This window comes from Actinomadura oligospora ATCC 43269 (genome assembly GCF_000518265.1).
Lineage (GTDB): Bacteria > Actinomycetota > Actinomycetes > Streptosporangiales > Streptosporangiaceae > Spirillospora > Spirillospora oligospora.
Genome location: NZ_JADG01000003.1, coordinates 1,057,008 through 1,083,542, shown reverse-complemented (window position 1 = coordinate 1,083,542; position 26,535 = coordinate 1,057,008). Strand labels below are relative to the sequence as shown.

Sequence of the window (26,535 nt, the reverse complement as noted above, 5' to 3'; positions counted from 1 at the left end):
ACGAGCGTAGGGCGGCACAGCGCATCGCGCCGCCGAATGCGGCAACCCCTTACGTTCACGCGATGTGGCCCGCGCGACAGCGGGACGAGCCCGAGGCGCCGTGCGGCTCAATTCGTGTCGTCAGGCATTGGCGCACTACTGCTTGAGGCGCAGTTCCTGTGCTGCTGACCTGTCGACCGAAGGTTCTCCTTGCGACCTCGCCGATCGATCTGGCGCTCCAACGAACACGCATCGGCGGCCGCCGGTCGTCCGCCCGGGCCGGTCTTGCCCACCGTGATCCGTGGGGCCGGCCAGGTCACGTTGGTGTGACGGCCTGGATGATCACCGAATGCTGCTTGGCAGACGGGACTGTGACGTCGATGAAGCCCGCATCCAGCCGGTGGGCGCGGTACTGGTCGGCGGTGAGGGTTCCTGCGTGGCAGCCGACGTGGTGTTCGGCCAGGCGGGCCAGGCCCCGTCGGGTTTCGTTCTGGACGTCAAGGATGACGAAGTCCAGTCCGGTACGGCGTCGGCAGTAGCCCGCCGCCAGCCCGGCCTTGCCGCCGCCCACCACGACGACGTCCGACAGGTCCGAGGCCGTCAGACGCCCGGCACGACACCCGCGTCCGCGCGGCGGCGCAGCCACAGCGAGACGTACACCAGGCCCACCAGGACGGGGACCTCGATGAGCGGGCCGACGACCCCGGCGAGGGCCTGGCCGGACGTGACGCCGAAGGTGGCGATGGCGACCGCGATGGCCAGTTCGAAGTTGTTGCCCGCGGCGGTGAACGCGAGCGTCGCGACGCGCGGGTAGGGGAGACCGGCGGCGCGTCCGAGGGCGAAGGAGCCGAACCACATGATCGCGAAGTAGGCCAGCAGCGGAAGGGCGATCCGGGCGACGTCGGCGGGCCGCGAGGTGATGGTGTGACCCTGCAGCGCGAACAGGACGACGATCGTGAACAGCAGCCCGTACAGCGCGACCGGGCCGATCCGGGGCAGGAACCGTTCCTCGTACCAGGCGCGGCCGCGGCTCCCCTCCCCGATGCGGCGGGTCAGGTACCCCGCCAGCAGCGGGACGCCGAGGAACACCAGGACGTTCACCACGATCTTGCCGACGGAGAAGTTCAGGTCGTCGGTGGCCAGGCCGAGCCATCCGGGCAGGACGCTGAGGTAGAACCAGCCGAGGACGCCGAACGCCAGCAGCTGGAACAGCGAGTTCAGCGCGACCAGGACGGCGGCGGCCTCGCGGTCCCCGCAGGCCAGGTCGTTCCAGATGATCACCATGGCGATGCAGCGCGCCAGGCCGACGATGATCAGTCCGGTGCGGTAGGCGGGCAGGTCGGGCAGGAAGACCCAGGCGAGCGCGAACATGACCGCGGGGCCGACCAGCCAGTTGACCACCAGCGAGGACAGCATGAGCCGCCGGTCGCCGGTCACGGTGTCGAGCCGGTCGTAGCGGACCTTGGCCAGCACCGGGTACATCATCACCAACAGGCCCAGGCCGATCGGCAGCGAGACCCCGACGACCTCCACCTTCGACAGCGCGTCGTCCAGGCCCGGGACGGCCCGTCCCAGCAGCAGCCCGAGGACCATCGCGGCGATGATCCACACTGGCAGGAACCGGTCGAGCGTCGAGAGCCTGCCGGCGAGGTTCCGCGCCGGGTCACCGGTCGTGGCGGTGGCGGTGGCAGGATGGCTGGTCTGGGTCACGGACAGGGCCTCCGGCTGCCATCGTTGCGAGTCTGCTCGGCGGCGGCGGCCAATTCGGTGAAGCGGACGGCCAGCGCGCGCATGGGCTCGGGGCGCAGCCGGTAATAGGTGAACCGGCCGCACGGCTCGGTCTCCACCAACCCGGCCTCACGTAGAACCCGCAGGTGATTGGACACGTTGGTCTGCTTGGCGCCGGTCTCCTCCACCAGGTGACAGGTGCACAGCGCCTCGCGGGCCAGCAGCTCCACGATGCGCGCCCGCAGCGGGTCGGCCAGCAGCCTGGTCACATCATTCTCGACTGACATCACCATGGGCTGATACGTTAGCAGTCGGTGTCGTCGCGCCCCAAACAGCCCCCGACCAGGCAGAAGACCGGTTGAGACAGCGAAGGGGCCCGATGCGGCTGGTCACCACCACACCAGGGAGCTCACGTGTCCGATCCGTCCGCCGCTCCGGGACAGTCCGCCCGGCCGAGCGTGCTGTTCGTCTGCGTGCACAACGCCGGACGCTCCCAGATGGCCGCCGCCTACCTGTCCCACCTGGCCGGCGACGCCGTTGAGGTACGTTCCGCCGGGTCCGAGCCCGCCGACCACGTCAACCCCGCCGTCGTCGAGGCCCTGCGCGAAGAGGGCATCGACATCTCCGCCGAGACCCCCAAGATCCTCACCGCCGACGCCGTCCGCGCGTCCGACGTCGTCATCACCATGGGCTGCGGCGACACCTGCCCCGTCTTCCCCGGCAAGCGCTACCTCGACTGGAAACTCGACGACCCCGCAGGCCAGGGCCTCGACGCCGTCCGCCCCATCCGCGACGAGATCCGCACCCGCGTCAAAACCCTCCTCACCGAACTGACCGCACCCCGCGCCTGAGCGTTCGGCTTCTCGCCGCCCCCCAGGTTGCCTGGCCTCACCCTCACCGGGAATCAGCCCCAGGATTGGGGGAGGGGTTTCCGCTGCCGGACGGCGTCCTCGCGGACGACCGGTTCTTGGCCGCCGCACTACGACAGCCCCTGATGTCGTTCTCCCTGGCCCACCGCAGCGCCTTGCCGGGCCGCGCCCTCCCTGTCATCCCGGCGGCCATCCCGGCCAGGACGAGGTGATGACCTGCCTGACCGCCCAGTCCAAGGTCGCCCTGGTCACGCGGCATCCGCTGCTGACCGGCGGCAAAGGACGGTTGCTCCCCGCCGCTGACCGCGCAAACTACCGCGCGACAGAGATGCCGCCTGGCCGGCATGTCTGTCAGGGAGCTCTTTCGGGCTCGCCGACAGGCTTGGGGCAGCCCTGAACCAGGACGGGTAGGTTCCGCGACGGGGCCCGTAGTACAGCCAGAAGACCACGGACTGGCTTCCGATCGTACGGATGGGATGTGTAGCGCACGATGTCCACCGACGGGTTCGACGCCCCACTCGCCGACGAGGGGCTCGATGACCTCGACGGGTTCTTCGGTCTGGTTGAGGACTCCGACGAGGTCCCCCTCTACTCCCGCTACGCGCAGTTGTAGTTCCTCTAGGGCCTGCCCCAGCCGGAGCGCAACGCGCTGCGGGTCCGCCGCGCGGTGGCGCGGCTGGTGGCCCGCGCCGCCGAGCGGGGGGGAGGACGACTTCTTCGCATGGTCACGGTCGCCGACTGGGACGAGTACCACGACGGGGGCTTCCTGACCCCGTCGATCTGGTACACGCGTCCGAGCAACGGCACCCTGGCCCACCTCGACCTGGTGGCCGCGGCCGATCCCGACGCACGGTTCGCGGTCTCCGCGGTCGCCGGGGCACAAATCCTGCGCGCTCGGTCGGCTGAGGCGGAGCGCTCCCGGCTCGAGCGCGTCTACGTCACGGTCCCTCCGATGTCTTGAACGAGCAGATCACGACCCATCCTCGCGGCTCAGTCCACCCCACAATGCCGGCGGAAACGCGGAACCGCCCACAGTCGCGCGCGTGGTGCCACACCGTGAAGCCGCCCCGCGACCACACAACCTTTCATGCCACTCATGGCCGCGCCCCGCCCCCCAGACCATCCACCAGGGTGGCGGCATCCAGCATCAGCCACACCACGATCAGGGCGTGTGTGGTGTCGTGATCAATCATTCCGATTTGGGTCCCGTGGGAGGGCGGGTCTAGCGGAAGGCCGGCGTGCTGTTGCTCGAGGCCGGATACCGGCCGTCGAGTACCTGGACGACCTCGGCGCACTCGATGGCGATGGCCCGCCGATCCGCCGGGACGGGGTCAGTGGGACGCATCCGGGGCTGGGGTTCGTGGGCCCCGAATGGCAACGCCAGTTCGCCGCGGCGCCCCTGCGCGGAGTCGGGGGCCGATGCTCGCCACGTCCTGGCCTGCCCGCTGCGTGCCATCCAACCGGTACGACGTGCATCGGCGGCGGCCCCGCAATGAGCCCGGAGGACGGTCAGGCGGTGGCGAGGGTCGGCAGCGCGAACAGGCCGGACAGGCGGGTCAGCGCCTGAGGAACCGCCTGGTAGTACACCCAGGTGCCGCGGCGTTCGCCCTCGATCAGGCCCGCCTGCTTCAGCACCTTCAAATGGTGGGAGATCGTCGGCGCGGTCAGGTCGAACGAACCGGTCAGATCGCACACGCACATCTCACCGCCGGCGGCCGCGGCGATCATGTTCAGCAACCGGAGCCGGACCGGGTCGGCCAGCGCCTTGAACACCTTCGCCAGCTCGACGGCCTCGTCCTCACCCAGCAGCGGCCCACTCAGCGGGGCGCAGCACCGCCCCCCGGACACGTCCTCGATCTCCAGCAGCTTCGACATGCCTCTAATTTGACATTCATCTATCCAAGAGCGCAAACTCGGGGTCGGGCACTACTTAGACAACTATCTAATCAGGAGGGCATGAGTCGTCACCTCATCACCCTGTCCGTGTGATCATCACCCGCGCCCGGCGTGGAGCAGTGGAGCCCGCGGGGCCGGACAGATAGCGACACCTCCTGCCGCGCAGAAGCGCAGGGGGGCTGGACCCGCGCCGCCGCATTCGCAACCCGCACCAGGCTCCGCCCCTGATTCGCGGACAACCCACCCGAACACCACATCGGCTCCGAGGAGGAACCCATGTCTCGCGTCCAGCTCGCCCTGCGTGTGTCCGACCTGGAGGGCTCGATCGCCTTCTACTCCAAGCTGTTCGGCGTCCAGCCCGCCAAGCTCCGTCCCGGCTACGCCAACTTCGCCATCGCCGAACCGCCGCTGAAGCTCGTCCTCATCGAGGGCGAGGGCGACGAGCCGACCCGCCTGGACCATCTCGGCGTCGAGGTCGAGCAGACCGACCAGGTCAAGGCCGCCACCGACCGCCTCACCGGCGAAGGACTGGTCACCCTCGAAGAGAACGACACCTCCTGTTGCTACGCCCTGCAGGACAAGGTCTGGGTCACCGCCCCGGGCGGAGAGCCCTGGGAGGTCTACGTCGTGAAGGGCGACGCCGACACCCTCGAGAAGGCCACTGACTCGGCCTGCTGCATCCCCGCAACCACTGAGGCGAAGGTCCCGGCCGACAAGTCGTCCTGCTGCTGAACCGTCTCCACGGTTGTCGGCCCCGCCAACGCCAGAGTCGACAACTGCGGTAGCGCGCCGTGCGGGCAATCGACCAGCGGTGCCACGCCGTCGGCGGATTCGGATCCCGGTGCGCCGGACGTCCCGCATGCCACTTCCGAGCCGCCGAACTGCGGCGACCACACCATCCTGGTCAGGAAGCATCCCCAACGGCTGACCGCGTCTGAACGGACCCTGGACGGCGCTGGCTCGCCCCTCCGGCTCGCTATCGCCGTTGATCGGTCGGTGCCGCCGGATCGCAAGATCCGTGGCCATTTCATCGAGCTATCGGCGCGGTGGCATGAGGGCGTCCAGGGCGGTCTTCATCGTCTGGTTGAGCGTGTGCGCGTCGGCGCCGTTGCGCGAGCGCAGGTTGACCCCGTAGGCGAGCAAGGCGAGCACCTCCGCGGCGGAGCGGGGCGTTGTGCCGGGGGCCAGCTGTCCCAAGGACCGGGCGGTGGTGAGCGCCTGGGTCAGTGCCTGGCAGAGCTGCTCGTGGTGCCGGTCGAGAACGGCCCGCACCCGCGTATCGGCGTCCTGCCCGGCGGTGTTCTGCGCAGTGAGGCTCTGTGTGGCGGCGTGAGCGTTGGCGACCATGCAGCCCCAACGGGCGAACTGTCCAGTGCAGCGGGCGGTGACCAGTTCGGAGAAGAAGTCGGCGATCGCGGGCAGGCCGCGCTCGTCCTTAGCGAGCCGCTGGAAGGTCGGCTCCGAGCGTTGCTCCACATAGCGCTGCAACGCCGCCAGGTAGAGATCGTGTTTGCCGCCGAAGGTCGCATACAGACTGGAACGGCTGAGGCCGGTGGCAGACACGACGTCCTGGATGCCGGTCGCTTCCGGCCCCTGCTTCCAGAACAGCCGCAGGGTCGTTTCCAACGCGGCGTCGGGGTCGAAGTGCTTGATGTCAGGCATCGCCACCTCGCTATCTTGGAACAGTGGTTCCAAGATAGCAGTCGATGTGTCATCCTGACGCCATGCCGCACTCCCGACCCTCGGGGCGGACCCGCCGTTTCACCAGGGCGGTCGCGCTGCTGCGCGCCCTGGTGACGACGGAGTGCCGCTCGTTCGCCGCCCCGTAGTTTTCGTCTGCCGTCAACTTGGACCGTACATTCCAAGAAGGGACCCCTCATGAGCCTCCAGGCCGAACTGCGCGCCTTCTACACCGCCCGCCGCAAGCAGATGCCCGACGAGGTCAAGGCCATCATGGGCGCGGCCGCCGCCGAACTCGCCGCCTCCGGGCAGGCCGACAAGGCCCTGACCGTCGGCGACACCGCGCCCGGCTTCTCCCTCCCCTCGGCCAGCGGCCAGACCGTCGCGCTGGACGACCTGCTCGCCGTCGGGCCGGTCGTGCTGACCTTCTACCGAGGCGCCTGGTGCCCCTACTGCAACCTGGCGCTGCGCGCGCTCCAGCAGCACCACGACCAGATCACCGAACGAGGCGCGCGCCTGGTTGCGGTCTCACCGCAGATCCCCGACGAGTCGCTGACGCTGACCGAAAAGCACGCGCTGGCCTTCGACGTCCTCAGCGACGTGGGCTCGGAAACCGCCGCCGCCTACGGTCTGGCCTTCGAGGTGACCGAGGGGCTGGCCGCGGTATACGACAAGCTCGGTTTCGACCTGCAGCGCGTCAACGCAGGACACCCCCGCACCCTGCCGCTACCGGCCACCTACGTCATCGGCACCGACCACACCATCGCCTGGGCCTTCGTCGACACCGACTACACCGCCCGCGCCGAGCCCACCGACATCCTCGCCGCACTCACCGCGCTCGGCTGACCCGAGTGGGTGCGGCGACCGCCGCCCAGCAGCCGCCGCACCCACCGCTCTCCCTCACGCCTGGCTCGCTGCGAGGCCATCACCACCAGCCGGAGCGCGGTCACGGCGGCAGCCGGTCGGCCCCCGTCGGCACGCCGCCCCCGCGTCGGCAGGATGAACCCCGAGGCAAACACGCCCCACAACTGCTCGACCGGTTCGACCCCATCGAGGTCGCCGACCGGCTCGTCAAGACATTCTCGGGCGGCCACCGACCACCACGCCAGCGCCAACCGGTTGCCCATCGCGCTGCAGACCAGGACCGCTGCCAGCTTCAGGGCGGAACAGGACCGCCGTTCACCAGCCACAGGATCCGCAGCGGGCCCCACGCATCAGTGCCCCGGCCAGCCAAGCGGGCAGCTGGAATACGCAGAAGGGATCATCGGGCTACGTCGTTCCTGGTAGGAGCGGAGCATGAAACGCCGCGAGTCCAGCCTGTCGGTTGCGCCCTCCTTCGCGTGAGGCCGTTCACGTGCCGGATTTCGGCGTCGGTCACATCCAGCGCGATCGCCTCCGCCGCCGCTGGAACGCCACGACCATGAGCAGCAAACCGACCGGGCAAGGGCGGCAGGCCCCGCGCGCTCAGACACCGGTTCCGAACACACACGAGGCGGACGAGCCGGGACCCGGAACGGCGAGGCCGGATAATCCCGGCGGCCGGTCGCGGCCCCGGTCACCAATGTGCGGGCACGTCCGTCCGGACTCAAGGCCGCTGGCCGTCCAGTCACCGCATACCGCCCACAAGCTTCCCGTCCCAGGTGCGCACTTTCCCACAGCCCGGTTCTGGCGACCTACCTACCACCCCAGCTTCTTCTGCGGCCCGGGGGAGAGGGCCGGTCAGGCGGCGCTGGTTAAGCTCTGGTCCGCGGTTGCAGGGGCGGGATGTCCGGCTTCGAGCTCGTGAAGGGAGGGCCACGGCCGTGAGCACGCTGGAGTTCGCGATCGATGTCGTCGCCCGTGGCTCGGTCCTGGGCGCTGACCACACCAGCAGTCCCGAAGAGGTCGACAAGATCCTCGGCGCCACTCCGGCGGAGAACCGGAGCGAGGGACAGATGTGGCGGGATCACGGCCTGGTCGAGTTCTTCTGGGAGCGCGGCGCTGACAGGCCGGAATGGCGAGGCACTCATTTCACCGTGCAGCTACACCGCCTGAGCTCGGCGGGAGCCGATGTCGCGGCCGGCCCGATCCGAGAGCGCTACGGTCCGCTGCAGGTCTCGCTCCGCTTCGAGGATCTTCGGGACGCGCTGGCGGACCTCGGCGTCGACCTGGTCGAGCTACCAAGCACGAACGCCGGGTATCAGGAGTACTGGCAGCCGGACACCGGGGCCCACATCCTCGCCGCCGACGGCGAAATCGACCGCATCATCGCCCCCTTGCCAGCTGAGGCAGTCGCACGGAAGGCCACCGACGCGCCCGTCGACCAGCAGCGCATCAGGCACCTTCTCCAGGCATCCGATGAGCGGCGCTCTGCCTGGATCAACCGCCACCGACCCGACGTGGGCGACGAGGCCAACTGGTGGCTGCGGTTGTTCCTCCAGATCGAGCAGACGATCCACCGCAATGCCGATCAACGCGTCCTCGCCACCCGCCTCTACCTGTGGGCCGTTGACCGCTCCCATCAGGACGGTGCGTTCTCTGCCGGTGAGACGGCCGTCCGGATCGCCGCCTTCAGCTCCTCCCTCGGCTTCCATGGCTACACCGCCGAGCTCGCCGAGGAGCTGCCGACCGCGGACCAGATCGTCCGCGACTGCCTCAGCGCCCTCCCACTCACCCTCGACCAAGCACGGGTTCCCTGCGTCCTGAGCCCTGACAACCTCCCGGCGATGCGCGCCTCACGGCAGGCCAAGAACCTCATCAGCGCAGCCGCCCACCACTTGGCCGACCTCCACGACCCTGCCCTCGCCGAACAACTGCGCACCTGGATAGCAACGAAACCCAACCTCGCCTGAGGACCTGAACCCGACCGCATCGGTGCAAGGCCCAACCACCGCCCGATCTCCAGGAGGAATCCGCGACTCAGACGACTGGTCGGGCGATGTCGCCTCCCGTTGTCGAACACCCCGCCATGTGGACGGAAAGTCCGTCATGGGTGATCTTGGCGTCCCATAATCGGGTGCCATGACGGAGGCGAGGGTGCGCGAGCGGCTGGCGGCCGCGGGCTGGGAATGGCGCAGGAGCGGGACGATGGAGCGCGTCTGGCCGGACGGGACGTTCTGGCGCTGCACCTACGGAACCACCCGGGCCGGGCGGTGCGAAGGCGACATCCCGGAAGGGCTGATCTTCGCGGCCGGCGACGAGGTCTTCGTGGTCGACGTTCTCGGCTTCACCGATCCCGCGGGGATGGGCTTCGAGGGCGTCGACCGGACAGCCGCCGGGCTCGACCTTCTTGCAGCGGCGTCACCAGGCGGGACTCTCGCCAAGAACGTTCTGAAGCCGCTGATGGCCCGCGCGGCGGTGTTCCGGGAACGGTCGGTGCGGCCGATCGGGCTCAGCGGGTTCATGTTGGAGGAGATGCCCCGGCGCCCAGCGGGGCCGCTGATCCCCGCGATCGCCGCCGCGGACGGCTCGTCCGATCGCTGGCTGGACGTCGCGTTCGCCGCGTTGGACGCGGGGATGCTGCACGTGGCGCTGGAGTCGTTCGATCGGGCGTTGGCCGCTGGCGCAGAACCCGGACTCGCCGAGCTGTGGCGTGGCTGGCTGCTCATGGAGGCCGATCCGGCGGAGGCCGCAACGGCCATGGAACGGGCGGCGGACGGCGGCATGGCAGGTCCCGCGACCTGTCTGCTGGCGGGCATCCGGCCGGTGGACTGGGAGCGCGCCACCCGGGAGGACCCCGGGTATCTGCTCGGCTGGCTGTCCCGGGTCCTGGAGCTCGGCGAGTCCGGGCGTGCCCGCGAGGCACTTCGGGTGATCGACGAGGCCGCGGCCCTGCACCCCGGCGCCAAGGTGCGCCACTACCGCGGGTGGGTCCATGCGCTGCTCGGTGACGAGGACGCCGCGCTCGACGATCTCGCCGAGGCGGTCCGGCTCGCCCCGTGGATCACCGAGGAGATCCTCGCCGACCCCGACCACGACGGTCTGCGCGGCCGTCCGGACTTCTGGCGGTTGACCGGCCTCCGGGCCGCGGAGAACGAGCAGGACCCCCAGGCTACCGAGGTGCTGCGGCGCCTGGCGGTACAGACCGCCGCCCGGGCCCCGGACGGCTGGCGACGCGCCACGTTCACCATCGGCGGAGGTACCAAAGGCCATTTCACCCTGCCTGACGGCACCCTCAAGAACCAGGGTCTCCCGTTCGACCTGCGCAAGGCGCTGCGCCTCGGCCGTGGTATGGCGGTCACGGTGGTCGTGCATCCTTCGGGGTGGTTCGAGGCCGCCGTTGGCGGTCGCGCGGAGAACTCGGGCGCCGCCTGCGTCCTCGACGAGGAGGCACTGCCCAGCGGCCCTGGCGATGAGGTGGACGGGCCCGCCGATCCGACGCAGGCCGGAGATCCCGCCGAGGCGGTCTGCCTGCTGCGCGCCTACCTCCAGCGCCGCGAGGAGATCCTCGGCCACTCCGATGAGCTGCCGCCGCCGGCAGCGGATCGCGAGGAAATGTTCGCAGACCTGGAATACCCGCTTCCCGACGATCTGCGCGCCCTCTACGACGTGATGGACGGCGGTGATGACCTGGGACTCATTGACAATGGCTACGACTGGCTTCCAGCGTCCCTTGTGTCAGAACTGGGAAGTGATCATTACTGGATGGACAACGTGCCGCTGTTCGACCCGGACCCATGGAGGATCATGCTGGACGACGGCCCGCCCGGGGCGGTCCGGCGTTCCATCGACCGGGATGGCTGGATCCCGTTCGCCGACGGTGGGAACAACGAGTACCTCGCCGTCGACATGGACCCCGGGCCGGGCGGCCGTCCCGGCCAGGTCATCCGCATCGGCCTGCGGCGAGACGGCCCCACCTACGTCGCCGACTCGGTCACCTCGCTGCTGCGCCGCCACGTGGAGGCACTCGAGTGGGGCGACTGGACGTGTGGGGACGACGACCTGCGGATCGATCTCGGTGACATGGCCCTCGCCCGGGAGAGCGAGAACGAGCCCGACGCGTCCACGGTCTGGGCCTGTCGTGAGGTGCTGAATCCCGGCCACAACACCCAGAGTCTGTGGGTGCGGGGCGGGGGCGACATTGATCTGCGCACCGTCCGAGGCATCCGGCTCCTGAAGTTGGAGCTGACGCAGTGCCGGTCGGCCGATCTCGGCCCGCTCCGGGAGACAGCCGTCGAGGCGTTGACGCTTGAGGACGTGGAGGCCCTCGACCTGACGCCGATCGCGGGCCATCCGACGCTGCGCGCGGTGCGGGTGCGCGCGCAGCACGCCGTCGACCTCGAACCGCTGGTCACCGTGCCCCGGCTCTACGCACTGGACCTGTGCGGATCGCCGGTCATGGACCTGGCCGCGCTGGGCCGGATGAGCCGTCTGCACTACCTGTCGTTGCGGTACGAACAGTGGCAGGAGCTCTGGCGGCAGAATGTCACGCTGCCCGGCCTGGCGATGGCCGTCCTGTCCGACGACCCGTCCCCGAGCAGGATTGCGGAGTGGGCGCGGCGGCTCCCCAGGGGCGGCGGCGTCCAGCACTACATCGGGCAGTACTAACGCACCGTCAGGGCCCAGGACCCCTGAGGAAGGCTACGGCGAGCCGCAAGGCAGGCCCCACTGAAGATCGTTGTCTGCTGGTTACGCTTCCGCGGGGCGCTTCTTCGGCTGGCGGAGCACGGTGGTGCTCTTGTCGAGGTGGCCGTGGACGGTGGGGCGGGGGACGTCGAAGAGGCCGGCGATCTGCTGCACGGTTTTGATGCGGGCGTCGTAGAGCTCTTGGGCGAGGGTGGCTTGTTCGGGGGTGAGCCGGGGGCGGCGTCCGCCGACGCGCTGCGCTCGGCGTGGCCCAGACCGGCCGGCCCCGGCCCGGGCCTTCCGGACGGCCGGACCGGAACGCGTCCTGGCAGAACGCGCCCTGGCAGTAGGCGCGACGGGCGATGACGCGCTGACCTGGGCGGCGTCCCAACACGCCTTCCCTGACCTCGCTGTCCTCGATTACCGGGTCGGTCAGGTAGGGTCGGCCCTGATGGATTTTTCAGTCAGGGGGATGGTTGTGCGGGTTTCGCGACGTCAGACGCTACAGACAGCGTTCTTGGCCGCCGTTGGCGGCGCGCTGGCCGCCTGTGGCTCATCCCCGACCGGCGTCGAAGGGGCGGGCACATCGGGGCGGAGCACGTCGGCGGGGAAGGCCATGTGGCTGATGCCGGAGGAGACGCATCCGCACGAGCGGACCTTCATGTCGTGGCCGACCGAGTTGATCTGGAAGTCCGACACGGCGGCGGTGCGCGAGGACATCGCCGGAATCGCCCGCGCGATCGGCGAGTTCGAGCCGGTGATCCTGCTCGCCAACCCCCAGGACGTCGTGGCCGCGCAGCGCGCGTGCGGTTCGCAGGTCGAGGTCGTCCCGATTCCCGTCGATGACCTGTGGACGCGCGACACCGGCCCCGCCTTCGTGCTCTCCGGCAAGGACATCGCCGGGGTCGACTTCAACTTCAACGGCTGGGGCGGCAAGCAGGAGCACTCCCGCGACGGGAAGGTCGCCCGCCGGATCCTGGCCAGGGAGCATGTCACCAGGATCCAGGCGCCGATCGTCGCCGAGGGCGGCTCGATCGAGGTCGACGGCGTGGGGACGCTCATGGCCACCGAGAGCTCGCTGATCAACGACAACCGGAACCCCGGCAAGTCCAAGGCCGACATCGAGCGCGCGTTGAGGGAGACCGTCGGCGCGACCACCTTCATCTGGGTGAAGGGCGTCAAGGGCAAGGACATCACCGACTACCACATCGACGCGCTGGCACGGTTCTCCGAACCCGGCGTCGTGGTGGTCAGCACCCCGCCCGAGGACGCCCCCCAGGATGCCTGGACGGCCGCCTACGACCAGGCGCACAAGGTGCTGAGCTCGGCCGTCGATGCCCGCGGCAAGAAGCTGGAGCTGGTCGAACTGCCCGAACCGGTCGACATCGGCCGCCGCGGCGAGGGCTTCCTGGCCACCTACGTGAACTACTACGTCGTCAACGGCGGCGTCATCCTGCCCCGCTTCGGCGACAAGAAGGCCGACAGGGACGCGGCCGCCATCGTCAAGGATCTGTACCCCGGCCGCGAGGTCGTCCAGGTGCCGGTCGACACCCTCGGCGAGGGCGGCGGCGGCATCCACTGCTCCACCCAGCAAATGCCCAAGCGGAACTAAACATTCGCGTGGGCTCCGTTGGGACGCAGGGCGCGCCGGGCAGACCACGCTGGAACAGCGGGGGGATGCCATGATCCGGCGCCTACTGGCGGTCGCGGCCGGCATGGCCGTGGTCGCGGTCATCGTCCTGGGCGCCTGGCTCCAGATCGACGAGCGCCGCACGCTCGGCGTGCGCCACGCCGCCGTCAGCACGGCCCCGGACCGCATCGACATCCGGGCCTCGATCCAGCACGTGGACGCGACGGCCAGGCAGCTCACCCTGCGCCTGCTGGTCGTGCCGCGCGGCGACCTGGGCGAGTCGGGCGGTCTGGCACCGGCCACCGACCTGACGCTCCTCACCTCCGCGTTGGTCCGCGGTGACCTGCGCTTCCCCGCCCACGCCCGCATCTCCAGCGTGGACGTGCCAGTGTCGCTGAGCAGCGGGTCGGTCGCCGACTACCCCTTCGACGCCTACGGAACCCTGATCGAGGTCGCCGCGCAGGCGGGCGGCGCCGCCGTGCCCGTCAGCATGACCCTCACCGGTCGCGACCCGCTGTTCACCCAGGACATGGCGGCCGAGCAGATCGACGGCGCGGCCTCCTTCGACGTGGGCATCGAGCGGACGACCAGTGTGCTGCTGTTCGCGCTGTTCATGATGGCCGCCATGTGGGCACTGGCAGGCGCGGTGGTGCTCGCCACCTGGTTCCTGGTCTCCCGTCGGCGCGGCCTGGTCTGGCCGGCCCTGGGCTGGATGGCGGCGACGCTGTTCGCCTTGGCCGCCTTCCGCAACACCGCTCCCGGAACCCCTCCCTTCGGCTGCCTGGTCGACTACACCGCCTTCCTCTGGGCAGAGATGATCATCGCCGCTTCGTTGACGTGCGTGGTGATCGCCGGAGCGAGGACCGAATTCACCGGCACCGCCCCGTAAGGGCGGCGAACAGACCGTTCCGCGCGTGCCGAGTGGATGATCCAGCCGATCTGATGCGGACGCATCAGCCTGGGAGGCACCTGCGCCGGGAGAGGCTACGGCCGGCCCGGCAGGGCGCGGGGATGGTGATCCCCCGTGACCCGGCCGGGTCACGGGGGATCACCCTCAGGGCTTGGGTTCCTGCATGGTGACGCAGTGCGCGCCGCCGCCGCCGTTGCCGTAGAGGTTGTCCAGGTTCAGCTGGACGACCGGCCGGCCGAAGGCGGCGGAGATGGCGGTCTTGGCGGCCGCGTCCCGGGCCGTGTCGCCGAACTGGACGGTGACAATCGCGTCGTTGGTGACGGTCCAGTTCATGTACGAGCTGAGGAAGGCCGACCATTTGCCGCGGGGGATCCGCGGCAGGGTGTCGGGCCCCTGGATGGTGATGACCTGGAGCGTGCGGCCGCGCGCGTCGGTCGCGCCGACCAGGGCGTCGTGGATGGCCTGGGCGTTGGCCGCCCAGACCGGGGAGCTGACCGCTCCGTCCAGCTGGACCATCACGACGCCGGGACGGATGTAGCGGGCGGTGCCGTCGATGTGGTCGTCGGTGACGTCCTGGCCGACGAGGCCGGGAAGCCAGATCATCTTGGTCGCGCCGAAGCGGGCCAGCAGCTCGGCCTCGATCTGGGCCTTGGTCTTGCCCGGGTTGCGGTTGCTGTTGATCCAGCAGCTCTCGGTGGCCATCAGGGTGCCGTCGCCGTCGTACTCGATGCCGCCGCCCTCGCCGGTGACCCCGGCCTTGGTGAAGGGCACCCCGGCGTAGGCGGCGACCTTCCCGGCGATCGTGCGGTCGTTGTCGTAGGCCGAGGCGGGGATGCCGTAGTAGCTGGTGGCGTTCTCGCCCCAGGCGTTGAAGTTCAGGCCGAACGCGTCGCGGTTCCCCGTGCCGTCGACGCGGAAGATCGGGCCGGTGTCGCGGATCCAGCAGTCGGAGTCGGGGATCGAGGAGAGCACCGTGACGGTCGAGCCGCACATGCTGCGGGCCTTGGACGCGGCCGTCGTGCCGTTGGCGACCATGAAGACCGGTTCGTGGCGGGCGACCTCCTTGGCGAGGGTCGCGATGTCGGCCTGGACGCCTGCCAGCAGGCTGCCCCAGATCGTGGTGCTGGACGGCCAGGTCATCCAGGTTCGCAGGTGGGGCTCGTCCTCGGCGGGCACCCGCCACGTGGCCGCCGACGCGGGCAGAGCGTCACCCAGCAGCTGGGCGGCGGTCAGGCCGGCCACGGCCAGGCCGGTCCCCGCGAGCATCTTTCGACGGCTGATCGGAGTGTCGTGCATGACGGATCGTCCCTTCGGTCGAGGTGGACCATGTCAGTCGTGTGGATCGGTTCGGCCGCGTCACCCGGTCGGGGATGGACCAGTTCGGTCGGGTGGATCAGTGCAGGTCGGTGAGCAGGCCTTCGGCGCGGACCAGCTCCCGCTCGGCGGCGAGGTCGAGGCTCCGGGAGAACAGCAGGTAGAGGAGCCCCGCGACGGGCAGGCCGATCAGCATCGAGTAGTCGACGCCGCCGAGGCGGGCGGCCGCGGGCCCGGTGTAGACGCCGGTCATCACCATGAACGGGGTCATGGCGGCCAGGCCGAGCAGGTAGGCGAGGTTCCCGCGCCATCCCCACCGGCCGTAGACGCCGTGCGGGTTGAAGATCTCCCGGACGATGTAGAGACCGCGCCGGACGAGGAAGAAGTCCACCAGGTTGACGGCGGTCCACGGGATGAACAGGTAGGTCAGCGCGACGACCACGTGGGCGAAGAACCAGTTGAACCGGTCGATGCCGACGACGGTCGAGCAGATCCCGACCAGCACGAACATCAGCCCGATGGTGATCGCCCTGAGGGCCCGGGTCGGCCGGACGGGCCGGAAGGAGTCCGCGACCGAGATCATCGTCAGGCTGCCGCCGTACTGGTTGATCGCCATGATCGACAGCAGTCCGGCGAGCAGCAGGACGACCGCGGCCGCGCCGAACCCGGGCATGAGCCGGTCGGCCGACCACTTCAGCGCGGCGACCGGAGTGGCGTCGTGCGGCGCGGCGGCCGAGACGACCGCGCCGAGCACGAACACCCAGACGGCCGAGACCGCGCTCGGCAGGTACGTCCACCAGAAGGCGGCCCGTGTGGACACCTCGGGCCGCAGGTAGCGGGAGTAGTCCGACACGTACGGCGCCCAGCCCAGCTGGAAGCCCGCGACGAAGACGAACACGAGCATGAAGCTCGCCAGGTCGAACCGTCCGGGTGCCCACGCCCCCGCGCGCAGGCCGCCGCCGAACAGCGCGGTCGCGGTGAGGACGGTCATCACCGTGATGAACGGCCAGGTCAGCCAGCGGTTGATCCGGTGGATCCAGTCGTACCCGTACAGCGCGATCACCGCGGCGGCGACCGCGGCCAGCACGTAGCCGAGCGTGTTGGGGAGCCCGAACAGCGTGTGCGCCGCGTCCCCGGCCAGCAGCGCGTCGGAGGTGTTGAACGCGACGTAGTTGACCAGGGCGAACACCCAGACCGTGAGCGCGGCGCCGAGGTAACCGAACTGCGGCCGGGACTGGAGGAGCTGGGGCAGGCCGAGCTGGGGGCCCTGCGCGGAGTGGAAGGCCATGAAGAACGTGCCGAACAGCGAGCCGAGCACGGTCGCGACCGTGGTCCAGAAGAGGGTCGCCCCCAGCGACAGGGTGACCACTCCGGTCGCGAAGCCGGTGAGGTTCAGGCTCCCGACGAACCAGATCGCGCCGAGGCTGGAGGTCCGGCCGTGCCGTTCCGACAGGGGCACCCAGTCGATGGAGTGCTGCTCGATCTCGCGCCGGTGCCGTCCACGAGCGGGACCGTCTGCGAGGGGCACAGGGGTTGAGGGGATCGTCTTGCCCATGAGGCACCTCCTTTGGTCAGGTGCCTCTCATCCTCCGGTGTGACTGAAAATTCAGTCAATGCTCGGATCGCTTGCGTGCGCGGCAACCCTCGGGCGGAGTTTCAGGGGCGGTCCAGTTCGACGGCGATCGCGTCGCCGAGCAGCTTCTGCGCCCGGTCGAGAGAGAGCGAACCGTTCAGCCAGCGTCCGCTCAGTCCCTCGACCAGCGCCGTCAGCCGCTCCGCCGCGTCCTCGGGAGCCGCCAGGACGTCCCCCGCCGGATCGCGATGCACAGGACGCGATTCCAGTCTTGGGTGGCCCGCCGCAACGGATTCCGCAGAGCGAGATCCGTCGCGGCCGAGGCCCGCAGCCGTGCCCAGGTGGCGCTGGTCTCCCGCACCTCGGGGGTCTCCTGGAGTTCGAGCAGGAGCAGCAGTTCGAGCCGGGCGCGCGGATCGGCCGTGATCGCGTCGGCTTCGCCGGTGTAGGCCACCGCCCGGTCGTGGACGACCTCGACGAGCTGCCGGACGAACGAGGCCCGGTCCTCGAACAGGCGGGGAATCCAGCCTGGACTCAGCCCGGCCTCGGCGGCCAGTGGCCCGGTCCGCAGCCCGCCCAGGCCCTCGCGACCCACCAGGCGCACCGCCGCCTCCAGGATCATCCGGCGATGCTCAGAGGGTCCATCCGCGAGAGAGGCCAACATGACTCCGAGTTGTCACCGCGCCCGCCACTGACCGGAATTCAGGTGTTGCCATCAAGAAATGCCGCTGCCGGCTGTACTGGTCCGCCGAGGGGCGCGGTCAAGCTCGAGGGCGATCGCGTCCCGCAGCAGATTCTGGGCCCGATCCAACGTCATCGTGCCGCTCAGCCAGCGCTCGCTGAGCCCTTCGACCAGGGCCGTCAACCGTTCGGCGGCGCCCTCGGGCGACACGTGCGAGGCCACCCGCCCCTCGGCCACGGCCTCCTCGATCAGCCCGCCGATGTCGTCGACCCATTCGGCGGTCGCCGCGCGCACCGGCTCGCGCAGCACCGGGTCGAAGGTGGCGCTGGCCCGCAGTTCGCCCCAGGCGGTGCTGTTCTCCCTGATGGCCGGGGTGTCCTGGAGCTCGTGCAGCAGGAGGAGTTCCAGGTGTGTCCGGGGATCGGTGTCGGGGGCGATCGCCTCGTCGGTGTAGCGCCCGGCCCGCTCGCTGACGTACTCCAGCGTGCGGCGCATCAGCCCGGCGCGGTTCCTGAAGTGGTAGTAGATGAGCGCGGTGGACACGCCCGCTTCGGCGGCGAGATCCTCCATCCGCAGCCCCCGCACTCCGTCGCGGGCGATGACGCGAACGGCGGCCGACAGGATGAGCTGCTGACGCTCCGACACAGGACCACTCCACTCGGCTGACCAAACTTTCAGTCAATATCATATCTGGTACCGTCGCCATCCGTGACGGACCGGCGGCGATCGATCCTGGAGGCGGCGACCCGGAGCATCGCCCGCGACGGCGTGCGGGGCCTGCGGGTCGAGAGGCTCGCCGCGGAGGCGGGCGTGTCGACCACCCTCCTCTACTACTACTTCAAGGACCGCGCCGGGCTGCTGCGCCAGACGCTGGAATTCGTCAGCGACCGCGCGTCCCACTACACGACCGAGGACCGCCCGCGCGCCGCCACTGCGCGCGAGGAACTGGAACAGACCCTCCTGCTGGAGCTCCAGGACGTCCCGGCCGTCCAGGAGAACAGCACGGCCTGGGGCGAGCTGCGGGCCAGCGCGGTCTTCGACGAGGACCTGCAGGAGCAGCTCCGCGACGCGACCCGGGTGTGGGTCGAGGAGATCGCCGAACTCGTCACGCAGGCGTCTGACCACGCCGACCCGGTGGCCGCCGCCGAACGCCTCACGGCCTTCGTCGAGGGACTGAGTCAGCGCTGGCTCAGCGGGACGCTGACCCTGGACCGCGCCCGGGACCTGATGCGCGACGCGATCGCCGTCGAACTGGGTTGACGCCTCGTCGCCCCGCGCTGATGTCATGAGTGCGCCCTACAGGAAGTAGAGGCGGCCGAGGGAGACCCGGTCGGCGGGCGGGGCGTGGACGGGCCGACCGTCGAAGGTCACCCGTCCGGTGTCCGGGGCCACCTCGGTCCGGCCGGTGCGGCTGTTGCGGACCAGATCGGCCGGTCCGATGCCGCGGGTACCGCGGACGGCGACACGGCGGCGGCGGGTGGTGAGGGCGTCCTGGCCGGTGGCCCCGGCCACGAACGCCACGGACAACTCGGCGGCCGTCGCGCCGTGGCCGCCGAACAGTGGCCCGTGGACGCGGGGCTCGCAGACGTCGGTGGAGGCGTTCGGGTCGCCGGTCACTCCCCAGGCGGGGAATCCGGCCTTGAGCACCAGGTGCGGCTTGGCTCCGAAGAACTCCGGCTGCCACAGCACGATGTCGGCGAGCTTCCCGACGCCGATCGAGCCGATCTCGTCGGCCACTCCCTGCGCGATGGCGGGGTTGATGGTCAGCTTGGCGATGTAGCGCAGCACCCGCTGGTTGTCGTCGGAGGCCGGCGAGGCGTCCAGGACCTGTTTCATCCGACCGGCGAGCGCGAACGTCCGGCGGACGGTCTCGCCCGCGCGGCCCATGCCCTGGGCGTCGGAGGAGGTGATCCCGATGACGCCGAGGTCGTGCAGCACGCCCTCGGCGCCCATGGTCCCGGCGCGGATGCGGTCGCGGGCGATGACCACGTCGCTGGGCAGGTCGGTCTTCAGGCCGTGCGCGGACACGATCATCCCGAAGTGCTCGGGGACGGCGTCCCGGCCGAACGGCAGGGTGGGGTTGGTGGACGAGCCGATGATGTTCGGCCTTCCGGCCAGTGTCAGCACGTCGGGCACGTGCCCGCCGCCGCACCCCTCGATGTGGAAGGCGTGGATCGTACGCCCGTCCAGGACGGCGAGCGTGTCCCGCACCGACAGGCACTCGTTCAGCCCGTCGGTGTGCAGCGCGACCTGGACGTCGTGGTCCTCGGCCACGCGCAGCGCCGTGTCCAGGGCGCGGGTGTGCGCGCCCATGTCCTCGTGCACCTTGAACCCGCACGCGCCGGCCTCCAGCGCCTCGAGCAGCGGGCCGGCGTCGGACGACGACCCGCGAGCCAGGAAGCCGATGTTGACGGGCCAGGCGTCGAACGCGTCGAAGGCGTGCCTCAGCGCCCACGGGGAGTTCACGCCGACGCCCCAGACCGGCCCGAACTCCTGCCCGATGATCGTCGTCACCCCCGAGGCCAGCGACGCCTCCATGATCCGCGGCGACATCAGGTGGACGTGCGTGTCGATGGCCCCGGCGGTGGCGATCAGCCCTTCCCCGGAGACGATGGTCGTCCCCGTCCCGACGACGACGTCCACGCCGTCCAGGGTGTCGGGGTTGCCCGCGCGTCCGATCGCGCTGATCCGTCCTTCCCGGACGCCGATGGACGCCTTGCGGACGCCGAGCAGCGCGTCGATGACCAGCACGTTGCTGATCACCAGGTCGCAGGCGTCGCGGACCGTGGCGGCCTTCAGGTGCATGCCGTCCCGGGCGGTCTTGGCGAAGCCCGCGAGGAACTCCTCGCCGGGCCGCTGTGAGTCGGCCTCCACCCGGATCCGCAGCCCGGAGTCCCCGAGCGGCACCAGGTCTCCGGTCGTCGGTCCGTGCACCGCCGCGTAGCTCACTGGTCCTCCTTCTGGTCGGCGTGCAGGTAGCCGCACGCGATCGCGCGTTCCATGGCGCGTTCCAACGCGCCGTCGGTGTCGAGTGGGCCGTCCACCAGCCCGGCGAAGCCGACCATCACCCGTGCCCCGCCGAAGGGCGTCACTGCCACCTCCACCGTCGCGCCGGGGTCGAACCGGATCGTCTCGCCCGCTCCGATGGCGGCCCGGCGCCCGTAGGCGCGGCGCCGGTCGAACCGCAGGCGGGGGTTCACCTCGAAGAAGTGGAAGTGCGAGGTGACGCTGATCGGCACGTCGGCCGTGTTCTCCACCCGCAACGTCACGACGTCCTCGAAGACCGGCTCGACCATCTCGGCCGCCTTGTCTGCGGCGTGGCCGCCGCCGACCGGGGCGGGGATCACCGCGAGCCGGGTGCCGTCCTCGAAGACCGCCTCCACCTGCACCTCGGTCACGCAGTCGGCGACGCCCGGCAGAACGTCGCCGGGCCCGAGCACGGACCGTCCGGCGGCGACGGCCTCCTCCAGCCGTCCGCCGTCGCGGGCGACCTCGCACGCCGTGTCGGCGACCAGCGCGATCGTCTCTGGGACGTTCAGCCGCAGCCCGCGCGCCCGCCGGGCACGCGCGAGCTCGGCTGCCGTGAACAGCAGCAGGCGGTCACGTTCGGTCGGAGTGAGATGCATCGGAACCTTCCGGGTGAGTGGGCGGCAGGGCCCGCCGGGCGGCGGCGACGCCCGCCGGATCCCAGCCGGGCCGGGGCACCGAGTCGAGCAGCAGCCGCGTATAAGGGTGGCCGGGAGCGGCGAGCACCCTCGCGGTGTCGCCGCGTTCCACGATGCGGCCGTGGTGCATGACCACCACCTGGTCGGTGATGGCGCGGACGACACCGAGGTCGTGCGTGATGAACAGGTAGGCCACGCCGAGTTCGGCGCGCAGGTCGGCCAGCAGGTTGAGGATCTGCGCCTGCACCGACACGTCGAGACCCGCGACCGCCTCGTCCAGCACGATCACCGACGGCCGCACGGCGAGCGCCCGGGCGATGGCGACCCGCTGCCGCTGGCCGCCCGAGAGCTGCCGGGGCAGCCTGGCCGCCTGGTCCGGGCCGAGCCCGACCTGGTCCAGCAGTTCCGCCACCCGGGCCGCGGGCTCCGCGCCCGGGACGTGCAGCCGGAGGGTCTCCCGCAAGGCCGCGCCGACGGGCACGCGGGGGTCGAGGGACAGGTAGGGGTCCTGGAAGACCATCTGGATCTGGCGGGCCCGCCGGAGACGGTCGCGTCTCGGCCTCGGAGCGCCGTCGACGGTGATCCGCCCGGAGTCGGCCCGTTCCAGGTCAACGATGATCCGCGCGGTCGTGGTCTTGCCGGAGCCGGACTCGCCGACGATCCCGAGCGACCCGGCCGCTGGGAGGGTGAAGGAGACGTCGTCGACGGCGAGCATGCCGCCGTACCGCTTGACCAGGCCGTTCACCTCAAGCATCCGTGCCTCCGGCGTGATGGCAGGCGACCTGGCCGACGGGGACGGTCGTGTGGCATTCGCCGGTCGCTCTCGTGCAGCGGGGTACGAAGGCGCAGCCGGTCAGCTCGGTGCGCAGGTCCGGGGGCCGTCCCGGGATGGCGCGCAGCCGGCCGTCCGGTTGCGCCAGCGACGGAGTCGCTTCCAGAAGGGCGATGGTGTACGGGTGGCGGGGGGCGGCGAAGACGGTCTCGGCGGTGCCGTGCTCGACGATCCGCCCGGCGTACATGACGTAGACGTGATCGGCGATCGCGGCGGCCAGGCCCAGGTCGTGGGTGACGAACAGCAGGCCGGTACCGAACCGTTCGCGCAGGTCGGCCAGGAGCGCCACGATCTCGGTCTGAGTGGACACATCCAGCGCCGTCGTCGGTTCGTCCGCCAGTAGCAGCGCCGGGTCGGCCAGCAGCGCGGCGGCGATCATGACGCGTTGCAGCATTCCGCCCGACAACTGGTGGGGGTACTGCCTGAGCGCCCGGTCGGTCAGGCCGACCGCCGCGAGCATCTCGACGGCCCGGCCGCGCGCACCGGTCTTCGACTCGCCCAGGTTGGCGCGCAGGCTCTCGGTCAGGAACGCGCCGATGCGCAGCATCGGGTTGATGGCCGCCCTCGGGTCCTGGAAGACCATCGACACCTGGCGGGACCGCAGCTCGCGCAGCCGGGCGGGCGTCATGGTGAGAACGTCCTCGCCCGCGACCCGCACGGCTCCCCGGGCCCGGGCGCCGGGCGGAAGCAGGCCCAGCACGCTGCGCGAGGTGAGGCTCTTCCCGGAACCCGATTCGCCGACCAGGGCCACGGTCTGCCCTGGGCGCACCTCCAGGTCGACCCCGGCCAGCACCGGACGGGACGCGCCGGGCAGCTCCAGCCGCAGGTCCTCGATGGACAGGACGGTCATGCGGCCCTCCGGGAGATCCGGTCGGCCCAGGCCCCGCCGACCACGTTGAACGCGACGACGGTCAGCACGATCGCCACGCAGGGGATCACGGCCGGGAGGAAATGGCCCTGCATCATGGCGTCCTGTCCGTCGTTGATCATCGCTCCCCAGTCGGGGGTGAGGGGCGGCAGCCCTAGTCCCAGGTAGGACAGGGCGGCCAGGTCGAGCAGTGCGTAACCGAAGTTCACGGTGGACTGGGCCAGGACGGTCGGGGCGATGTTGGGCACCAGGTGGCGCACGCAGATCGCCAGGCCGGAGAACCCCTGCACGCGGTAGGAGTCCAGGTAGGGGCGCTGCTTCTCGCTGACGGTGAGACCGCGCGCGAGCCTGGAGACGTACGGCAGGTAGGCCAGGGACAGCGCGATCACCGGCGTCAGCAGCCCGGGACCGTACAGCGCCACCAGCAGCATCGCGACGAGCAGCGCGGGGAACGCCAGTAGCAGTTCGCTTCCCCGCGACAGGACGGTGTCCAGCCACCCGCCGCGCCAGCCCGCCGCGACCCCGACCGCCGCCCCGGCGACGGTGGAGAAGACCACCACTGCGATCGGCCCCAGCAACGCGGTCCGCGAGCCGATCAGCAGGCGCGAGAGCGTGTCGCGGCCGGAGGCGTCCGCGCCGAGGAGATGGACGGCCGACGGGCCGGAGACCGCCGCGCCGAGGTCGACCCCGTTGGGGTCGTGCGGGGCGAGCAGCGGAGCGGCCAGCGCGACCAGCACCAGCGCTCCGGCGAACACCAGGCAGGTCCGGTAGAGCCTCATGCGCCCCCCTCGCGCGCGCCGAGCGCGACGCGCGGGTCGATGAACGGGTAGAGCAGGTCCACGACCAGGTTGACCAGGACGAAGACCGCGACGATGAGCAGCGCGATCGCCTGCACGACGGGGAAGTCCTTGACCGTCACCGACTTCTCCAGGAACGCGCCGACACCGTTCAACGTGAAGACCGCCTCGACCAGGACCGTGCTGATCACCAGTCCGGTGACGATCAGGCCGGCCGTCGTGACGATCGGGCCGAGCGCGTTGCGGAACACGTGCCGGCGCAGCACCTGCGCCTCGGGGACGCCACGGCTGCGGGCCACCATGACGTGCTCCTGGCCGAGCACATCCAGCATCGCCGTCCGGGTGACGCGGGCGAGCATGCCGATCCAGTAGAGGGAGAGCGCGATCGAGGGCAGCACCAGGTGGTACACCAGGTCCGCGAAGCCCGTTCCGCTGCCCTGGTCGGGGAACCAGTGCAACTTGATGGCGAGGTAGGACTGCATGACGACGCCCGCGACGAACGAAGGCGTTCCCAGGGCGAGGGACGTGCCGACCAGCACGCCCGAGTCGGCCACTCCGCCGCGCACCGCGCCGAGCCAGCCCAGCCCGATGCCGAACACCAGCACCAGCACCAGCGACATGCCGATGAGCGTCGCGGTCGTCGGCAGCCGGGACCCGACCAGGGCGAGGACGGAGCTGCGGTACTGGACGGACTCCCCGAACCGGCCGGTCAGCACGTCGCCGAGCCAGCGGCCGTACTGCACCAGGAACGGGTCGTCCAGGTGGTACTGCGAGCGGATGGCGGCGAGCAGCTGCGGGCTGGCGCCGCGTCCGCCGAGCAGGAAGGTCTCCGGACGGCCGGGGGCGAGGTAGACCGCGCCGAACACCAGGAAGGAGGCGACCGCCAGCGTCCCGGCCAACTCCAGCAGCCGCCTGGCCAGGAATCCGATCACCGGGCCGCGCCCACGTCGGCCGCCCACGGGTAGTACATGAACGCGATGGAGGTCGGCGCTCCGGTGATCCGCTTGTTGAGGTACAGCGACATCGGGTACTCGGCGACCGGGATCCACAGGTACTGCCGGCTCTCCAGCCGCTGCACCTCCTGGGTGAGCTTGGCCCGCTTCACCGGGTCGTACTCGCTGTCGGCCGCGTCGACGGCCTGGTCGTAGGCGGGGTCGGAGAAGCCCTGGTAGTTCTCGAACTGCCCGGTCCGGAAGACCCTGTACATGCTCAGCGGATCGGCGACCGACAGGTAGTAGGTCTCTGGGAACGCGTCGATGCCCTCCCGCGCCTTCGGATCGGAGAACAGCGCGGTGAACGCGTCCGGCGCGACCGTCTTCAGGTCCACCTTCAGGCCGATCTGGGTACCGGCCGCCTGGACGGCGGTCGCCAGCAGTGACACGTCGGGGCCGATCTGGCTGGTCGCGACGGTGACGGTCTTGCCGGTCGCGCCCGCGTCCTGGACGAGCTTGCGCGCGGCGGCGATGTCGGTCTCCGGGGACGGTAGTCCGGCCTCGCCGTCCACGCCCTGCGGCCAGACGTCCTTGGTGACCAGCGAGCTGGTGGGGACGCCGTTGCCTTGCAGTCCGGCCTTGACGAAGCCCTTGCGGTCGAGCGCCAGGGACAGGGCCTTGCGGACGCGGACGTCACCGAGCGTGCCCCTGAGGTTGGTGACGTTCAGGTTGACGGTCGTGGCACTTCGGCCGAAATAGAGGCCGCCGCCCTTCAGCTTCGCGTAGCTGTTGGGATTGAGCAGGTAGCCGCCGTCGGTGTCACCGTTGAGCAGGGCGTTGGTACGGGCGTTCTCGTCCGTGATGAACTTGAAGATCACCTTGCCGGAGCGCGCCCGCCTGCCCCGGTAGCCGTCGAACCTGTCCAGCTCGATCGAGTGCCCCTTGTTCCAGCGCCCCAGCGTGAACGGTCCGGTGCAGTCCACCTTCCCGTCGGGTGTGCCGAACCTGGTCCCTTCGGCTTTCAGGGATCTCGCGCTGGCCACGGTCCCGGCGGACGTCGCCATCCACTGGGGGAACAGGGCGTCGGGGCTCTTCAGCTTGACCGTGACCTCCAGCGGCCCGGTCTTGGCGATCGAGGCGACGTGCTCGAAGGCCGAGACCCAGGTGGACCCGACCGCCGGATCCCGATGCCGGTTCAGACTGTGGACGACGTCGTCGGCCGTCACCGTCCCGCCGCCGTGGAACCTCACGCCGGGCCGGATCCGGTAGACGAAAGTGAGCGGGTCCGGTCGGCCCACCTCCTGTGCGATGCCGGGTTCCAGCGTGAGCTGCGGGGTCCAGCGCATCAGGCTCTCGCAGACGTTGGAGAGGATCTCGTTCTGCGGGTAGTCGAACGCGGTGGCGTAGTCCAGTCCGGGCGGCTCGGCGTACAGCCCCCAGGAGAACGACGCTATGTCGCCCTTGGCCGGAGGTGTGGACGGCGACAGCGCGAACCCGGCGCCGCCGCCGGAGGACCCGCCGGAGTCACAGGCGGCCGCCAGCAGGACCAGGGCGAGCGCGCTTGCACGCAGTACTCGGGGCACGCTTTCTCCTTCTCGTACGGGCCGGCCTGGTGCGGGTCAGCCTGGTGGGGGGC

General features: G+C 70.4%; 27 protein-coding genes. 10 read left to right on the top strand and 17 right to left on the bottom strand.

Annotation, left to right across the window (positions count from 1 at the left end):
• Window positions 1-295: 295 nt before the first annotated feature.
• From P696_RS59015 to P696_RS0104425, 3 genes are read right to left on the bottom strand one after another with little or no spacing between them, the layout of a single operon-like run.
• Window positions 296-550, bottom strand: a complete 255-nt coding sequence (locus P696_RS59015; protein WP_157429508.1) for a hypothetical protein — start codon at window positions 548-550, stop codon at window positions 296-298.
• Window positions 551-579: 29 nt separating this feature from the next.
• Window positions 580-1,689 carry an ACR3 family arsenite efflux transporter gene (gene arsB / locus P696_RS0104430; RefSeq protein ID WP_026411373.1) on the bottom strand — a complete coding sequence of 370 codons (1,110 nt, stop codon included), beginning with the start codon at window positions 1,687-1,689 and terminating at the stop codon, window positions 580-582.
• Window positions 1,686-2,000 (bottom strand): ArsR/SmtB family transcription factor, encoded by a 315-nt coding sequence (locus tag P696_RS0104425; RefSeq protein ID WP_026411372.1) that lies wholly within the window; start codon window positions 1,998-2,000, stop codon window positions 1,686-1,688. Before P696_RS0104425 ends, arsB begins: the two co-directional genes overlap by 4 nt.
• 120 nt (window positions 2,001-2,120) lie before the next feature.
• Here P696_RS0104425 and P696_RS0104420 point away from each other — a divergent pair, with 120 nt between their 5' ends.
• The 3 genes from P696_RS0104420 (at window position 2,121) to P696_RS0104405 (ending at window position 3,537) form a co-directional block, all read left to right on the top strand.
• A complete protein-coding gene (locus tag P696_RS0104420; protein ID WP_034482836.1) occupies window positions 2,121-2,558 on the top strand; it encodes an arsenate reductase ArsC in 438 nt (145 codons plus the stop codon).
• A 508-nt stretch (window positions 2,559-3,066) separates the two neighbouring features.
• Window positions 3,067-3,189: a hypothetical protein gene (locus P696_RS58680; protein WP_281174910.1), complete on the top strand. Its 123-nt coding sequence runs from the start codon at window positions 3,067-3,069 to the stop codon at window positions 3,187-3,189.
• Between the two features lie 108 nt (window positions 3,190-3,297).
• The gene (locus P696_RS0104405; protein WP_026411370.1) at window positions 3,298-3,537 is read left to right on the top strand and encodes a hypothetical protein; all 240 of its coding nucleotides are present in this window, start codon (window positions 3,298-3,300) and stop codon (window positions 3,535-3,537) included.
• Window positions 3,538-4,085: 548 nt separating this feature from the next.
• Here P696_RS0104405 and P696_RS0104400 read toward each other — a convergent pair.
• Window positions 4,086-4,451 (bottom strand): ArsR/SmtB family transcription factor, encoded by a 366-nt coding sequence (locus P696_RS0104400; protein WP_026411369.1) that lies wholly within the window; start codon window positions 4,449-4,451, stop codon window positions 4,086-4,088.
• Between the two features lie 297 nt (window positions 4,452-4,748).
• Here P696_RS0104400 and P696_RS0104395 point away from each other — a divergent pair, with 297 nt between their 5' ends.
• Window positions 4,749-5,204 carry an ArsI/CadI family heavy metal resistance metalloenzyme gene (locus P696_RS0104395; protein ID WP_026411368.1) on the top strand — a complete coding sequence of 152 codons (456 nt, stop codon included), beginning with the start codon at window positions 4,749-4,751 and terminating at the stop codon, window positions 5,202-5,204.
• A gap of 303 nt (window positions 5,205-5,507) precedes the next feature.
• On the opposite strand, the gene P696_RS0104390 is transcribed toward P696_RS0104395, so the two are convergent.
• On the bottom strand, window positions 5,508-6,134 hold the full coding sequence (locus tag P696_RS0104390) for a TetR/AcrR family transcriptional regulator (protein WP_026411367.1): 627 nt from the start codon (window positions 6,132-6,134) through the stop codon (window positions 5,508-5,510).
• 216 nt (window positions 6,135-6,350) lie between these two features.
• Here P696_RS0104390 and P696_RS0104385 point away from each other — a divergent pair, with 216 nt between their 5' ends.
• The 5 genes from P696_RS0104385 (at window position 6,351) to P696_RS0104355 (ending at window position 14,215) form a co-directional block, all read left to right on the top strand.
• On the top strand, window positions 6,351-6,998 hold the full coding sequence (locus P696_RS0104385) for a peroxiredoxin-like family protein (protein WP_026411366.1): 648 nt from the start codon (window positions 6,351-6,353) through the stop codon (window positions 6,996-6,998).
• 956 nt (window positions 6,999-7,954) lie between these two features.
• A complete protein-coding gene (locus tag P696_RS52045) occupies window positions 7,955-8,983 on the top strand; it encodes a hypothetical protein (protein WP_051466776.1) in 1,029 nt (342 codons plus the stop codon).
• 169 nt (window positions 8,984-9,152) lie between these two features.
• Window positions 9,153-11,678 carry an SMI1/KNR4 family protein gene (locus tag P696_RS0104370; RefSeq protein WP_026411364.1) on the top strand — a complete coding sequence of 842 codons (2,526 nt, stop codon included), beginning with the start codon at window positions 9,153-9,155 and terminating at the stop codon, window positions 11,676-11,678.
• A gap of 634 nt (window positions 11,679-12,312) precedes the next feature.
• The gene (locus tag P696_RS0104360; protein WP_211245603.1) at window positions 12,313-13,308 is read left to right on the top strand and encodes an agmatine deiminase family protein; all 996 of its coding nucleotides are present in this window, start codon (window positions 12,313-12,315) and stop codon (window positions 13,306-13,308) included.
• A 70-nt stretch (window positions 13,309-13,378) separates the two neighbouring features.
• Window positions 13,379-14,215 (top strand): DUF4436 family protein, encoded by an 837-nt coding sequence (locus P696_RS0104355; protein ID WP_034482832.1) that lies wholly within the window; start codon window positions 13,379-13,381, stop codon window positions 14,213-14,215.
• A gap of 165 nt (window positions 14,216-14,380) precedes the next feature.
• Here the strand turns inward: P696_RS0104355 and P696_RS0104350 are convergent, their stop codons facing one another.
• The 5 genes from P696_RS0104350 to P696_RS43210 form a co-directional block, all read right to left on the bottom strand.
• Window positions 14,381-15,532 carry an agmatine deiminase family protein gene (locus P696_RS0104350; protein ID WP_026411361.1) on the bottom strand — a complete coding sequence of 384 codons (1,152 nt, stop codon included), beginning with the start codon at window positions 15,530-15,532 and terminating at the stop codon, window positions 14,381-14,383.
• 97 nt (window positions 15,533-15,629) lie between these two features.
• Entirely contained in the window at window positions 15,630-17,105 is a 1,476-nt protein-coding gene (locus tag P696_RS0104345) for a purine-cytosine permease family protein (protein WP_051466774.1), read from the bottom strand.
• Between the two features lie 101 nt (window positions 17,106-17,206).
• Complete coding sequence (locus P696_RS57280) at window positions 17,207-17,377, bottom strand: hypothetical protein (protein ID WP_211245602.1); 171 nt, start codon at window positions 17,375-17,377, stop codon at window positions 17,207-17,209.
• Window positions 17,317-17,745 carry a TetR/AcrR family transcriptional regulator gene (locus P696_RS43215; RefSeq protein WP_211245601.1) on the bottom strand — a complete coding sequence of 143 codons (429 nt, stop codon included), beginning with the start codon at window positions 17,743-17,745 and terminating at the stop codon, window positions 17,317-17,319. Before P696_RS43215 ends, P696_RS57280 begins: the two co-directional genes overlap by 61 nt.
• A gap of 93 nt (window positions 17,746-17,838) precedes the next feature.
• Entirely contained in the window at window positions 17,839-18,450 is a 612-nt protein-coding gene (locus P696_RS43210; protein ID WP_051466772.1) for a TetR/AcrR family transcriptional regulator, read from the bottom strand.
• Between the two features lie 63 nt (window positions 18,451-18,513).
• On the opposite strand from P696_RS43210, the gene P696_RS0104330 reads away from it, so the two are divergent.
• Window positions 18,514-19,065, top strand: coding sequence for a TetR/AcrR family transcriptional regulator (locus P696_RS0104330; protein ID WP_026411359.1), 552 nt, complete (start codon window positions 18,514-18,516; stop codon window positions 19,063-19,065).
• Between the two features lie 36 nt (window positions 19,066-19,101).
• Here P696_RS0104330 and P696_RS0104325 read toward each other — a convergent pair whose 3' ends face one another.
• From P696_RS0104325 to P696_RS0104295, 7 genes are read right to left on the bottom strand one after another with little or no spacing between them, the layout of a single operon-like run.
• Window positions 19,102-20,754: an urease subunit alpha gene (locus tag P696_RS0104325; RefSeq protein WP_026411358.1), complete on the bottom strand. Its 1,653-nt coding sequence runs from the start codon at window positions 20,752-20,754 to the stop codon at window positions 19,102-19,104.
• Window positions 20,751-21,431 (bottom strand): urease subunit gamma, encoded by a 681-nt coding sequence (ureA, locus tag P696_RS0104320; RefSeq protein ID WP_026411357.1) that lies wholly within the window; start codon window positions 21,429-21,431, stop codon window positions 20,751-20,753. The genes P696_RS0104325 and ureA overlap by 4 nt, the downstream gene beginning before the upstream one ends.
• Window positions 21,406-22,224 (bottom strand): ABC transporter ATP-binding protein, encoded by an 819-nt coding sequence (locus P696_RS43205; protein ID WP_051466768.1) that lies wholly within the window; start codon window positions 22,222-22,224, stop codon window positions 21,406-21,408. Before P696_RS43205 ends, ureA begins: the two co-directional genes overlap by 26 nt.
• Window positions 22,217-23,152 carry an ABC transporter ATP-binding protein gene (locus P696_RS43200; protein ID WP_051466766.1) on the bottom strand — a complete coding sequence of 312 codons (936 nt, stop codon included), beginning with the start codon at window positions 23,150-23,152 and terminating at the stop codon, window positions 22,217-22,219. Before P696_RS43200 ends, P696_RS43205 begins: the two co-directional genes overlap by 8 nt.
• Window positions 23,149-23,949 (bottom strand): ABC transporter permease, encoded by an 801-nt coding sequence (locus P696_RS43195; protein WP_034482830.1) that lies wholly within the window; start codon window positions 23,947-23,949, stop codon window positions 23,149-23,151. Before P696_RS43195 ends, P696_RS43200 begins: the two co-directional genes overlap by 4 nt.
• A complete protein-coding gene (locus tag P696_RS0104300; RefSeq protein ID WP_026411356.1) occupies window positions 23,946-24,899 on the bottom strand; it encodes an ABC transporter permease in 954 nt (317 codons plus the stop codon). Before P696_RS0104300 ends, P696_RS43195 begins: the two co-directional genes overlap by 4 nt.
• Window positions 24,896-26,482 carry an ABC transporter substrate-binding protein gene (locus P696_RS0104295; RefSeq protein WP_026411355.1) on the bottom strand — a complete coding sequence of 529 codons (1,587 nt, stop codon included), beginning with the start codon at window positions 26,480-26,482 and terminating at the stop codon, window positions 24,896-24,898. The genes P696_RS0104300 and P696_RS0104295 overlap by 4 nt, the downstream gene beginning before the upstream one ends.
• Window positions 26,483-26,535: the final 53 nt, after the last annotated feature.